This window comes from Verruconatronum alginivorum (assembly GCF_056590205.1).
In genome coordinates, this window is the sequence record NZ_JBWPVQ010000001.1 from 4,857,733 (window position 1) to 4,870,305 (window position 12,573).

The 12,573-nt window shown below is 59.9% G+C and carries 9 protein-coding genes; 7 read left to right on the plus strand and 2 right to left on the minus strand.

All coding sequences use genetic code 11. The annotated features are described in order from the left end of the window. The first annotated feature begins 70 nt into the window (after positions 1-70). The 6 genes from ACWUI2_RS17810 to ACWUI2_RS17835 are packed head-to-tail and all read left to right on the plus strand — an operon-like array spanning position 71 to position 6,279. A complete protein-coding gene (locus ACWUI2_RS17810; protein WP_486984200.1) occupies positions 71-874 on the plus strand; it encodes a hypothetical protein in 804 nt (267 codons plus the stop codon). Positions 875-930: 56 nt separating this feature from the next. Further along, entirely contained in the window at positions 931-2,661 is a 1,731-nt protein-coding gene (locus tag ACWUI2_RS17815) for a glycosyltransferase (protein ID WP_486984201.1), read from the plus strand. Further along, positions 2,658-3,521: a glycosyltransferase family 2 protein gene (locus tag ACWUI2_RS17820; protein WP_486984202.1), complete on the plus strand. Its 864-nt coding sequence runs from the start codon at positions 2,658-2,660 to the stop codon at positions 3,519-3,521. Before ACWUI2_RS17815 ends, ACWUI2_RS17820 begins: the two co-directional genes overlap by 4 nt. A 21-nt stretch (positions 3,522-3,542) precedes the next feature. Further along, on the plus strand, positions 3,543-4,508 hold the full coding sequence (locus ACWUI2_RS17825; RefSeq protein WP_486984203.1) for a glycosyltransferase family 2 protein: 966 nt from the start codon (positions 3,543-3,545) through the stop codon (positions 4,506-4,508). Then, positions 4,508-5,485: a glycosyltransferase family 2 protein gene (locus ACWUI2_RS17830; RefSeq protein ID WP_486985076.1), complete on the plus strand. Its 978-nt coding sequence runs from the start codon at positions 4,508-4,510 to the stop codon at positions 5,483-5,485. Before ACWUI2_RS17825 ends, ACWUI2_RS17830 begins: the two co-directional genes overlap by 1 nt. A 44-nt stretch (positions 5,486-5,529) precedes the next feature. Continuing rightward, entirely contained in the window at positions 5,530-6,279 is a 750-nt protein-coding gene (locus ACWUI2_RS17835; RefSeq protein WP_486984204.1) for a class I SAM-dependent methyltransferase, read from the plus strand. A 1,609-nt stretch (positions 6,280-7,888) separates the two neighbouring features. Here ACWUI2_RS17835 and ACWUI2_RS17840 read toward each other — a convergent pair. Then, on the minus strand, positions 7,889-9,100 hold the full coding sequence (locus tag ACWUI2_RS17840) for a hypothetical protein (protein WP_486984205.1): 1,212 nt from the start codon (positions 9,098-9,100) through the stop codon (positions 7,889-7,891). Positions 9,101-9,264: 164 nt separating this feature from the next. Here ACWUI2_RS17840 and recN point away from each other — a divergent pair, with 164 nt between their 5' ends. Beyond that, entirely contained in the window at positions 9,265-10,959 is a 1,695-nt protein-coding gene (gene recN, locus ACWUI2_RS17845; protein WP_486984206.1) for a DNA repair protein RecN, read from the plus strand. Positions 10,960-11,306: 347 nt separating this feature from the next. On the opposite strand, the gene ACWUI2_RS17850 is transcribed toward recN, so the two are convergent. Continuing rightward, entirely contained in the window at positions 11,307-12,563 is a 1,257-nt protein-coding gene (locus ACWUI2_RS17850) for a baeRF7 domain-containing protein (protein ID WP_486984207.1), read from the minus strand. Positions 12,564-12,573 lie beyond the last annotated feature (10 nt).

Consider the following 12,573-nt stretch of genomic DNA (forward strand, 5'->3'; position numbering starts at 1 on the left):
TAGGCCCGGAGCGGCTACTGGCTGAGCCGGGATTCCCAACAAGATAACCCCCTACCATGGAAACATAGCAATGATGCAGAAAGAGAAGATGCATGCCCTCAATACGCGCCCCCCCCGATCCCTGATGCTCCGAGGATTTCGGAAGATTTTGGGAAAACCGCATGACCCCCTCCCGGATCAATTGGGCACCCGCCTATTGATCCAGATTGACCCCTTGGCGATCACGCGAATGGGGGCGACACCGGCCGAACGAATGCGACGGGAGAAAGCTTTTTACGCGGCGGCGTATTATTCCAGCCGTCAGCGATTCGTCCTTCCGGGCGATTGGGACCGGCAAACGCGGGCGTTCAAAGAGAGTGATCGATATTTGTTCATCGAGGATCTGTTCGCCCATGATTTGGATTACACCCAAAGCCACCGGTTTGTGAATTTGATGAAGGAAATCCGCCGTGAGAAGACTTTGGTGTATAAGAACAAAGGATTGGTGCTGAACAGCGAGGAAGACATTCATTCTTATATGAAGGGTCATGTGGAGGTTTGTCGGAGTATGCAAAAGCATGGATACGTTCCGGATAAAGCCCATGATCACATTTGCGTTTTGATCGGCCGGGATGGGGACATCATCAAAGAGATCAAAGGAATGCATCGGTTGGCGATCGCCCAAATCCTGCGAATCGAAAGTGTATTGGTGCAGATCCGGCATGTCCATCCGTTATGGGTGAAGCAGGAGCGGGAACGATTCGGCGACCTGCCGCTTGAAGACGTGATCCGTCGGGGGATCGATCGCCTGGAGGAGATGAATCAGGCATTGGTACCCCGCCGGCGGGTGGTCCGGCAACGGCGGGAGTATCGCAGTCCTCGGGTGGTTTCCTGACTGAAGAACGTCCCGACGAAGGTGTCCGGTTTGGCTTTCCGGGTTAGTTTATCCAAATGAATCGAAAGATCCGGGTAAGTGTGGTGGTTCCGACGTATCAACGCCGGGAAACCGTCGTTCGATCGGTCGAAGCCTTGTTCCGGCAACGATTCGCGGGAGGGTTCGAGGTGATTGTGGTCGTCGACGGATCAACCGATGGGACAGCCGAGGCATTGCGACGGCTTGATCCCCCGTTTCCGTTGCGGGTGATCGAGCAGGCGAACGCCGGGGCGGCGTCGGCGCGGAACCACGGGGCCCAGGCGGCAAGCGGGGAGCTTTTGCTTTTCATCGACGACGACATGGAGGCTCATCCAGAGATGATCCATTGGCACGACCGCCGACATTCGCAGGGAGCCGACGTGGTGATGGGCGACATTCCGTTGCATCCCGACTCGCCGGTCAACTTGTTGAGCCGTGGGGTTGGCCGATGGGCGGAGAAACGGCGGGAACGCCTGGCGGACCCGGACGCGAAGCTGGAGCTTGATGATTTTCTGACCGGACAAATTTCGATCACCCGCCGCCTCTTTGCGGAGGTTGGAGGGTTTGATACGAACTTCACCCGGGACGGAGCCTTCGGCAACGAAGACGTCGATTTTGGATACAGGCTGCTGAGGGATGGGTATCGACTGGCATTCGAGCCGAAGGCGGTCAGCTGGCAACGTTATGTGGTGACTCCGGAGCGTTTTTTGAAGCAATGGAGGCAAGCCGGATCGGCCGATGTGGCGTTCGTGCGAAAGCACCCCGGACTTATTTCCCGGATATTCCCTCCGGAAAAATGCGACCGGCCTCGGAACAAACGGTTCTGGATCCCGGCCGCCCGGGCGCCGCGGGCGACGGCACCGTTCCGGGCGGTCCTGCGGAAGGCGGCGGTGAGCCGGGTCGGGCGGGGTTTTTTGGATGGCCGGACCAAGCGGTTGATGGAGGAAGCCCGTTGGAGCGAATATTGGCAGGGGGTCTATGAAGCGGGAGGAATACCGGCGGGAGAGTCGGTGGTGGCACTCGCCTATCATTCGATCGCGGAGCCGCAGCGGGAAGGTGTCCTCGCCGATTATGCGGTGTCGCCCGAGCGCTTCGCCCGGCAGATTGACCTCATGCGCGCGGCCGGCTGCCGGTTTGTTTCCGGGGCGGAGCTGGCGGCGTTTCTGGCCGGGGAAGGGCGGTTGCCGCGCCGGGCGGTGTTGATCACTTTCGACGATTGTTACCGGGATCTGTTGGAGAATGCTTTGCCGGTGTTGAAAAACGCCAACGTTCCGGCGCTGGCCTTCGCGGTGAGCGGGCATATCGGCGGGCGAAACGAATGGGACCGGACGCACGGGGGCGGGACGGCCCCGTTGCTCGACCGGGACGGATTGCTGGAACTCGAACGAAACGGGATCGAGATCGGAGCACATTCGCGGACGCATCCGGTGTTGTCGCGGATGGATGCCGTCGAGTTGGAGAAGGAGATCGGCGGAAGCGTCGAGGATTTGGCGGCCCTTGGGTTGCGGCGGCCCCGGTTCTTCGCGTATCCTTATGGAAAGTTTGATGAACGATGTGAAACCGCGGCGGCGAGGGTCGGTATCCGCGGAGCTTTTACGGTCCGATCCGGGGTGATCGGACGAAATATTTCCGCCATGGCGTTGCGACGGGTCGAGGTTTTGCGGACCGACTCATCGATCGGCTTGGCGGCCAAGATTGTCCGGGCGCATCTCGGAGAGAGACGACGAAGGATGGAAACGATGAAAACCACGGCTGCTTATTCACGATGAAACTAACCATAATCATACCCTGTTACAACGGGGCGAAGACGCTTGCGGAACAATTGGAGGCATTGGCCGCGCAGGAGTGGGACCAACCCTGGGAGATCGTCTTTGCCGACAACGGTTCGACCGACCGCTCGCGCGCGATCGCGGAAAGTTACCGGGAGCGATTGCCGAACCTGCGGATCGTGGATGCCTCGGAACGGAGAGGGCAGCCGTTCGCCCTCAATACAGGGGCCGCGGCGGCTCGCGGGGAGAGCCTGGCTTTTTGCGACGCGGACGACGTCGTCGGCGACGGATGGGTGGCGGCGATGGGCGAGGCATTGTTGAAGTATGATTTTGTGGCGAGCCGGTTCGATTTGGACCGGCTCAATTCGCCTACGATCCGGCGGGTGCGGCGCAACCGTCAAACCGAAGGTTTGCAGCCGTATTTGAATCCTCCATACTTAAGTCATGCGGGCGGTTGCGGGCTCGGGGTGAAGCGGGCGCTCCATGAGGCGATCGGAGGATTCGACGAAACCCTGCCTTATTTGCATGACACCGATTATTGTTGGCGCCTGCAATTGAAAGGGACGGAGCTCCATTTTGTTCCGGATGCGGTGATGCACGTTCGCTTCCGGGAGGATTTCCGGGCGACCTACCGGCAGTCCCGGAATTACGCGGAGTACAATGTTTTGCTTTACCGTCGCTACCGTGCGCTGGGAATGCCCCCGATCCAATGGCGCCGTGCCTGGGCGGGATGGTTCAAATTGATGCGGACCCTTCCCGGACTGCGGACGGAGTTCGGGCGATTGGTCTGGGGACGAAACCTCGGTTGGCGGATCGGGCGCTTGAAGGGAAGTTTCAAGCACCGGGTCCTGGCACCGTAACGAAGGAGACAACGAGCGATTATGACGAAGAACCTGACGGGAAAAAACGCAATGGTATCGGTGGTGATTCCATTCTTAAACGTGGAGGATTATCTCGACGAGACGATCCGGTCGGTTCTGGCGCAGGATTACGACGAGTGGGAATTGATTCTGGTCGATGACGGATCGACCGACGAGAGCACCCGGATCGCGCGGGACTACGCGGCGCGGCATCCCGACCGGATCCTTTATCTGGATCATCCGGAACACATCAACCGGGGGCAGGCCTTCAGTCGTAATGTGGGAATCGAACATGCTCGAGGTGAATACATCGCGACTCTCGATGCCGACGACATTTGGCTGCCGGGAAAGCTCTCGAATCAAGTCAGGATTTTGGAAGAACACCCGGATGTTTCGATGGTGGTCGAAGCGTCGAAGTATTGGTATAGTTGGAATGCGGATTTCGGGAAAGGCGACCGGGTGGTGCAAGTCGGAATGCCGCAGGACCGGGTTTATGAACCGCGGGAACTTAGCCGGGTCCTTTATCCATTGGGACGGGGGGTCTCCGCGTGTCCATCGGCGATGATGATCCGGCGCGATGCCTGCGTCCAGGCGGGGAGCTTTGAGTCCGTTTTCTTCGGCGATCTGTCATTATACGAAGACCAGGCATTCTTTGGGAAACTCTATCTGACGGAACGGATTTATGTCTCTTCGGCGTGCAATAATCTTTACCGGCAGCGTCCGGGATCCGTGGTGGATAGCGTTAACGCGCACGGGAAATATCATTTGGTCCGGCGGTTTTACCTGGAATGGTACGAGGAGTATTTGCGGGAACGGGAGATTCATGATCCTGAAATCGAGGCGTTATTGCGAAAAGCCTTGATGCCGTATCGCCAACGGTTGCGCCATTACGTGACTCGGCGTTTGCCGAAAAAGGCCTGGCGAAAAGTTTCGCGTTGGATACCTGCGGGGAGCGAGGGACGGAGGAAAGCCGTGGCCAAAGGATGATGGGGGGGAAGCGAGATTCAAAGCCCCCAAAAACCTGGGACGATCTCCGGTTCTCCATCGTCGTTCCCGCTTACAATCAAGGAAGATGGTTGCGAAAGACCTTGGAGTCGGCGCTGCGGCAGAATTTCATCGCCTACGAAATCATTGTGGTGAACGACGGATCGACCGATGAGACACCGGTGATTTTGCAAGAATACAAAGACCGGGTGCGGGTCATTTCCCAGGAGAACCAGGGCCTCAGCGCGACCCGCAACCGAGGCGCGCGGGAAGCTCGGGGAAAGTATGTGATCTACCTGGACAGCGACGATATCCTCTTTCCGTGGGCGTTGGCGGTATTGGACCGCGTGATCGACGAAGGAGGATGTCCGGCCATCGTCCTCAGTCGGGCGTTCAAGTTCGCCGCGGAACGGGAGATCGACAAAGTGCGTCAAGCGGAACCGGAGGTGGACCGGTGGACGGATTACCTGGAAAGCGTGCGGGCCGGATATCCGATCACCGTCACCGGCGCGATCCGGCGTGATGTTTTGTTGGCTCATGGCGGGTTCCATACCGCGGCAAACGGGGCGGAGGATCACGACCTCTGGTTGCGGTTGGGAACGGAGCCAGGGTTCTGTTATTTGAAATCGCCACCGATTTATGGATACAGGCAGCATCAGACCGGGATCACCCACCGGGCCGATTCGATTTACGCGGGGTTAACGTATTTGCTTCAACAAGAGAGCCAAGGGAATTACTCCGGTGGCGCCGCTCGGGAAGAGGACCGGAGTTTCGTGTTGGCCCGGTTGTCCGGTTGGGTGATCAAACGGTGTTTTTTTACGGGCAGTTTTTGGCGTGGATACCGTCTATATTGGCAGGCGTTGTCGATTTTGCGCAAAGGAGAATCGGTCGGGAAGACGGCGAAGTTGCCCTTGATTCCGGTTCGTTATGCCGGACGAAGACTGTGCGGGCGCGTTCAGGAAACGGGGGGAACGAAATGAAATCGCTGAAGGAATGCGTGAGGCGAATCGTCCCCCGATTCGGAATGAGATCCTTTTACCGGGTGGCTTTGCGAAAGCCATACACTCCTCCGGTCGGCCGGGTGGACGCGGGAGACTTTTTGCGTGAGACACCGTTTTGTAATCTGTTCGGGGTGAAGCGGGGCGGATCGCTCGACCGGGTCTACATCGAAGGATTCCTGCAACGGGAGTCGGCGGCGGTCCGTGGCCGGGTGTTGGAGGTGGGCGATAATGAATACACCCTCAAATACGGCGGGTCGCGGGTGGGCCGAAGCGATGTTTTCCATGTTGATTCGAGCAATCCGAAGGCGACGATCGTGGGAGACCTGAGCGACGCCCCGGAAGTTCCGGACGAGTCGTTCGACTGTGTCGTCCTTACCCAGACACTACACCTGATTTACGATTTCAAGAGCGCGTTGAAAACCTGTTTCCGGATTCTCCGGCCCGGCGGGACTCTTCTGATGACCTCGCCGGGAATCACGTCAATTTCCCGGAAAGGATGGAAGGATATTTGGTTTTGGTCATTCACTCCGCTATCCTTGGAGCGGGTGACGAAGGAAACCTTCCCCGGCGCCCGGGTGGAGGTGGAACCGCATGGAAACGTTTATGCGGCGACGGCTTTTCTTTATGGGATGGGTCGCAAGGAAGTATCGGAACGGATGTTGAACGTGTGCGATCCCCATTATCCGGTGATCATCGCGGTGAAAGCGGTGAAAGCGGTGAAAGCGGCGAATGCGGCGAATGCGAACACCTCCCGGAACGGTCCTCCCAATTGACCGGGAGACCGTCCGAACACGTTTCCCAGCGCCGAAGGTGCGTCATCCAACAGCCCAGTCCTGCATGGCGACCTTTCAGGCCGCGGAAATTGTTATCCCGTTTACCCAGCCCTGCGGACTGGGCTGTAGAATCAGGCACCTACGGCGCCACAAAACGCGGCCTGGAATCCGGAGGGTTGAGAGGGACTGGCTGAACACCGTCCGGACGGGTTTCCAGCGCCGAAGGTGCGTCATCCAAAAGCCCAGTCCGAAGGGCTGGGTTGGCGGACCGGATGGAACCGCGGCCTGAAGGGCTGCCATTCGAACCCCGACCCGCCTCCATTCCCGCATGGCGACCCTTCAGGCCGCGGAAACTGTATCCCCGTTTAGCCAGCCCTGCGGACTGGGCTGTAGAATCAGGCACCTACGGCGCCACAAAACCCGGCCTGGAATCCGGAGGGTTGAGAGGGACTGGCTGAACACCGTCCGGACATGTTTCCCAGCGCCGAAGGTGCGTCATCCAACAGCCCAGTCCGAAGGGCTGGGTTGGCGGACCGGTGGAACCGCGGCCTTAAGCGCTGCCATTCGAACCCCCGACCCGCCCCCATTCCCGCATGGCAACCTTTCAGGCCGCGGAAACTGTGATCCCGTTTACCCAGCCCTGCGGGCTGGGCTGTAGAATCAGGCACTTACGGCGCCACAAAACCCGGCCCGGGATCCGGAGGGCTGAAGACTGGCTGAACACCGTCCGGACACGTTTCTCAGCGCCGAAGGTGCGTCATCCAACAGCCCAGTCCGATGGGCTGAGCTGACGGACCGGATGGAGCCGCGGCCTGAAGGGCTGCCATTCGACCCCGACCAGCCCCCATTCCCGCATGGCGACCCTTCAGGCCGTGGAAACTGTTATCGCGTTTACCCAGCCCTGCGGACTGGGCTCTAGAATCAGGCACCTACGGCGCCACAAAACCCGGCCCGGGATCCGGAGGGCTGAGAAGGACTGGCTGAATACCGTCCGGACATGTTTCCCAGCGCCGAAGGTGCGTCATCCAACAGCCCAGTCCGAAGGGCTGGGTTGGCGGACCGGTGGAACCGCGGCCTGAAGGGCTGCCATTCGAACTCACCCAGCCCCCATTCCCGCATGGCGACCCTTCAGGCCGTGGAAACTGTTATCGCGTTTACCCAGCCCTGCGGACTGGGCTGTAGAATCAGGCACCTACGGCGCCACAAAACCCGGCCTGGAATCCGGAGGGTTGAGAGGGACTGGCTGAACACCGTCCGGACATGTTTCCCAGCGCCGAAGGTGCGTCATCCAACAGCCCAGTCCGAAGGGCTGGGTTGGCGGACCGGTGGAACCGCGGCCTTAAGGGCTGCCATTCGAACCCCCGACCCGCCCCCATTCCCGCATGGCAACCTTTCAGGCCGCGGAAACTGTGATCCCGTTTACCCAGCCCTGCGGGCTGGGCTGTAGAATCAGGCACCTACCGGCGCCACAAAACCCGGCCTGGGATCCGGAAGGCTGACAACTGGCTGAAGACCGTCCGTTCCCGTTTCCGTTTCCCAGCGCCGAAGGTGCGTCATCCAACAGCCCAGCCGAAGGGCCGGGTTGGCTTCAGCCGCCGTCGTTGGACGCTCAGCGGTCGAGGTTTTCGCGGAATTCCTGCATGAGGGCGAGGACTTCCTGGCGAATTTGGAATAGCTCGTCGCGGGATTTCTGGAGCCAACCGGACTCCTCCGGGACCCGATCAGCCAGGCGGTCGGCGGCAGCGATCGCCTGGTGCAGGGGCGTGAGAGAGCGCTTGAGCGCGGCGATCGCAAAACCGTAGTCGGGCATTTCGTCTTCAAGCACCGTCGTGAGGGCTCCGGCCAGTTTGGCGGCGGTGGCGTTGGAGCAGGTGAGAAGTGACAGGAGCGTGGAGTCCTGGGATTTCAACAGACCCCGTTCCTCGGTCAGTTGGTAGACGTAGGCGGCCAATTCACGAGCTTGGCGGGCGAGCGGATGTTCCTCCGCCTCCTCCTCTTCGGAGTCATCCTCGAAGAGGCCGTTTTCCTCGTCGCACGAGTCGTCCTCTTCACTCTCGTCGATGCCGTCGTGTCCGGTGGCGTGCCGAACAAAATCGAACAAGGGGTTGTCATTCGGGAGGTCGCCTTCCTCGATGAGCCAATCCCAACCCATCGCCTCGGCGACCAATCGGTCGCAGTCGGGGTCGTCGCGGAATTTTTCCAACGCTTCGAGATACTGGTCGGTGATTTTGTCCGATTGGCGGAGGAGTTGCTCCCATTGGAACTCGTCAAGTGGCTCGCCTTCGGTCTGGTCGTCCGTCAGGTCGAGGAGTGATTGTTGGTTGACGAGGTTCTGGAGGAAGTCCTGGAGGTTTTCCTGGTTTTTGTGACGTTGGTCGTTTTCCTGTTGGGCGGTCATCGTCCATTCGCGGGCGGAAAGCTGACAATGGTAGTGGGCGGCTTCGACGACCACCCGGCCATTGGCGCCGCTGAACCATTCGAGGTAAAGGCTGTTGCCGAGTTGGGTCGGGATCGGTTCGCCGTTCTCGATGAGCCGTTGGAGTTCGGCCTGGCTCACGGTCGGGACCTTCACTTTGCGGGAGGCGGTCATGTCGCCGACGACTCCCTCCTGGTCGAGATCGAGGGTGAGCGGACCGTTTTCAAGCGGTTCCGGGTTGCGGAAGGTGAGGAGGCAACCGGCGAGGTCGCTCCAGCAATTGCCTTTCAGGTCGAGGAGGATCGGTTCGGTGGAACCGGCGATCCAGATACGGCCGGTGACCCGCCCTGGTTTGCGGTTGTCAATTTCGCCGTGTGTTACTTTGTCGTGAATGCGCCAAGCCATAAGGTATCGATCTGTCGAGAGGAAGCCTTTGCGGCGCCTTTGGTTGGAAAGGCGGAAAAGGCGGACCTCAGGAAAACATTGGTCCCATGGCTGGCTCTGTCAAACGCTAGGAGCAGGTCGGACGGGATAATTTCGTTTTGCCTTTCGGCGGGGAATCGGCCTTTGTGAAGGCGAATTCCGCGAATTTTTCCGTCACCATGCTTCAATACCTGCGCATCCGAAACCTGGCCCTTCTCGATGAAGTTTCCCTTGAGTTCGAGAACGGCTTCACCGCCGTGACCGGGGAGACCGGCGCGGGCAAGAGCATTTTGCTGGGGGCGCTGCGGTTGTTGTCGGGCGCCCGGATCGGGAAAACGGTGATCCGGCAGGGGGCCGATGCCTGTGAAGTCGAAGGCGGGTTTTATTTCGGCGATACGGGGCGGATCGACGCGCTATTGGAAGAGATCGGGGTGCCGCCGTGCGAGGAGGGGGTGTTGTTGCTGAAACGGACGCTGCCGCGGGACAAGATGGCCCGGATCACGGTGAACGGCAGCTTGACCACGTTGGCGAACCTCCAACGGATCGGGGAGTTTTGGATCGATTTCCATGGACCGGAGGACCCGCAGCGGTTGTTTCAACCGGCGTTCCAGCTCGAATTGCTCGATTTGTATGCGCAAACCACCGGGTTGCGGGATCGTTATTTGGGCGAGTTCGAGACATGGAACGGGCTGCGGGAGAAACGGAAGGAAGTGGCCGGGGCGGGCCGGTTGTCGGGGGAGGAAATTGAATTTTACCGCAACCAGATCGCGAAGATCGACCAATGCGAAGTGTCGGAGGAAGCGATCGAGGAATTGGAGCGGGCCTTCAATCGCCTGAGCCGGAGTCAGGAGTTGACCGAAGCGGCGCGGACTCTGGCGGAAGGTTTGGCCGGGGACGACGGCGTGTTTTTCCGCTTGGGCGAACTCCAGCGGGCCGGGCGGGAGCTGGAGGAGATCGATCCGTCGACGGCGCCATTGTTGGAGCGATTGGTGTCGTTGAGCGTTGAGGCGGAGGACTTGGGCCGGGAAATGGAACGTCTGGCCGGCGAGTGCGAATTCGATCCGGAGGAAATCGAGCGGGTGACGATGCGGATGAACCTCTGGCAGGAGTTGCGGCGGAAATTCGGCGGATCGGTGGAGACGGTGCTGGAAAAGCGGGCTGAATTGGCCGAACGGTTGGAGCAACAAGGAGACATCGAGGGGACATTGGCCAAGCTGGACCGCCAGATCGCGGCAGCGGAAAAAACGGTGCGCCAGACCGCGGCGGAGTTACTGGAGAAACGTCAGGCCGCGGCGAAAAAGCTGGGTCGGGAAGTGGTCAAGGCGATCGCCGGTCTCGGCTTCGTGAAGGCGGAATTTTCCGCGGAAGTGACCCGGGAGGAGCGGTTGACCGCCGGCGGGGGGAGCAAGTGTCAATTTATGTTTTCTCCGAACGCCGGGCAGGCGGCGGCGCCATTGCACAAGATCGCGTCGAGCGGGGAAATCGCCCGGGTGATGTTGGGATTGAAAACGGTGTTGGCGGAAGTCGACCGGGTGCCGGTGCTGGTGTTTGACGAAGTCGACGCGAACGTTGGCGGCGAAATCGGGCGGATCGTCGGCGAGCGGATGGCAGAACTTGGGCGGGCCCATCAAGTCTTTTGTGTGACCCATCTGCCGCAGGTGGCCTCGTTGGCGAAGTCGCACCTTTTGGTGGAGAAACGGCAAAGCGACGGCAGGACGGAGGTGACGATCAACTCCGTGCACGGTCGCCGCGACCAACGGGTTGATGAGTTGGCCAGGATGTTGGGCGACCGCCGGGCGAAATCGGCCCGGGCCCATGCCGAAGAGTTGTTGGGAATGTAGGCCCCGACGGTCGTGGAAATTGCCGCGAAAAGGCACAAAAGGCGCAAAAAGCATGGAAAGGAGCTCTTGAGAGGCTGATTATTATCCCGTCCGCTGGTGAATTGGCCCTTCCGGCTAGTCTGAGGGTGTCCGAAAAGGTTTTCGGCCGTTCCCTCGCTGTAACAGCGGGCAAGACAACACACCCCACCATGCTCGCGCATGGTCCCCCCCTCTCCAGAGGGGAATTGCGCACAAACAGGTTTGCTCACAAACAGGTCCCCCTCGCACCGTGGGCTAGTCTAAGTTCCTGTCATTGCGCCTTTTGTGCCTTATCGCGGCTAACTCGACGATCCCAAACGCGGACGGGCTCACCCGTGTTCGCTGAGGCCACCACCGTTGCGGAGCAGGGCGGCGACTTCGACCTTTTCGGGCATCCGTTCCTTGGGGAGGAAGTAAACTTCGCCCCCGTGGAGAACGGTCTGCATCGCGGCGAAATCGAGAAGCTCACAGCGGTTCGCCGGGTCGGTGGTCTCGCGTTTTACCTTTTCGGTCGTTTCGTCGAATTCGCCCCAGACTTCTTCCTCGCGGGGAATCATCAAGGCGTCAACCCTCCCTTCAAAGGCGGCCACCACGGCGGCTTCGAGATCACGGGCGGCCTTTTCGGCGGCTTCGCCATTGTTGTAGGCGACCCGTTCGAAACGTTCGAGCACCTTCTTCTCACCGGCGATCAGGTGAGGATGGACGACCGGCCAGGCCTTCTCGCGGAGCTCCTTGTCGGAAAGGGCGTCCACGCCGAAACCAACTCCTTCCTCGACCAGTTTGGAATAGCTGTTGGCCTCCCGGTAAATCGGGAGGTAGTAATCGACCGCCGCCACCACCAGGGGCAACTGGGGGCCGCCATTGACGTGACGGCGGAACCCGCGGTCGATCGCCTTGAGGTAGCGGAGGAGGTCGGTGCGATGGACGTCTTTTTCGCCACCTTGACCATGGAAAATGGTGGCGCCCTGGTCGGCCAACTGGCCGGAGCGGCGGTCGACCGATCCGCCGAAGGAGCGTTGCTGGGCCGCGCTGCTTCCGGTGGTCGGGCCGAAGGAACGCTGTTGAAGCTGTTGCTCCGGATCGTCGAATTGCAAGACGGCTTCCTGGAAGTTCTTTGGCAGCTCCGGCGCTTCGACGTGGTGGATACTGTATCGATTTGCTTCATACAGCCGCACCTGATTCTTGCTGATCGCGAGAATATAAAACTGCTCCGTGCGGGAAAAAAGCGGCAGGATCGGTTTCAAGTAGAAGTTCTTCGCGGCGAGGACGATTTCCGGGACGGGGAAGGGAAGATGGAAAAAGCGGAAATCGCCGGGGCTGGCGAACAAGGCGAGACCATCCTGTTGGTGCCGCCAGAACTCGGTGTCGGGCACCAAGTCCCAGGCCGGTTTTAGAATCGCATCGGCTTTGGCTTCATGTCCGGCTTCGCTAAGGCTTTCGCGGGCCTGCCGAAGCAGGTTTTTCAATCGGATCGGATCCTGGCGGGTTTCGGGACCGCCGCGGTGGGTCGGATAGTAAATGGAGACGCGTGGTTGTTGGGCATTTTGGGCGAAGTTGATGATCGGATCGGTGACAGTGATTTTCATAGTTGTTCGT

Bases quoted from the DNA above. Each gene is read 5' to 3' on its own strand.
- ACWUI2_RS17810 (WP_486984200.1), top strand. From the start codon at position 71: ATGATGCAGAAAGAGAAGATGCATGCCCTCAATACGCGCCCCCCCCGA.
- ACWUI2_RS17815 (WP_486984201.1), top strand. From the start codon at position 931: ATGAATCGAAAGATCCGGGTAAGTGTGGTGGTTCCGACGTATCAACGC.
- ACWUI2_RS17820 (WP_486984202.1), top strand. From the start codon at position 2,658: ATGAAACTAACCATAATCATACCCTGTTACAACGGGGCGAAGACGCTT.
- ACWUI2_RS17825 (WP_486984203.1), top strand. From the start codon at position 3,543: ATGACGAAGAACCTGACGGGAAAAAACGCAATGGTATCGGTGGTGATT.
- ACWUI2_RS17830 (WP_486985076.1), top strand. From the start codon at position 4,508: ATGGGGGGGAAGCGAGATTCAAAGCCCCCAAAAACCTGGGACGATCTC.
- ACWUI2_RS17835 (WP_486984204.1), top strand. From the start codon at position 5,530: ATGAGATCCTTTTACCGGGTGGCTTTGCGAAAGCCATACACTCCTCCG.
- ACWUI2_RS17840 (WP_486984205.1), bottom strand. From the start codon at position 9,100: ATGGCTTGGCGCATTCACGACAAAGTAACACACGGCGAAATTGACAAC.
- ACWUI2_RS17850 (WP_486984207.1), bottom strand. From the start codon at position 12,563: ATGAAAATCACTGTCACCGATCCGATCATCAACTTCGCCCAAAATGCC.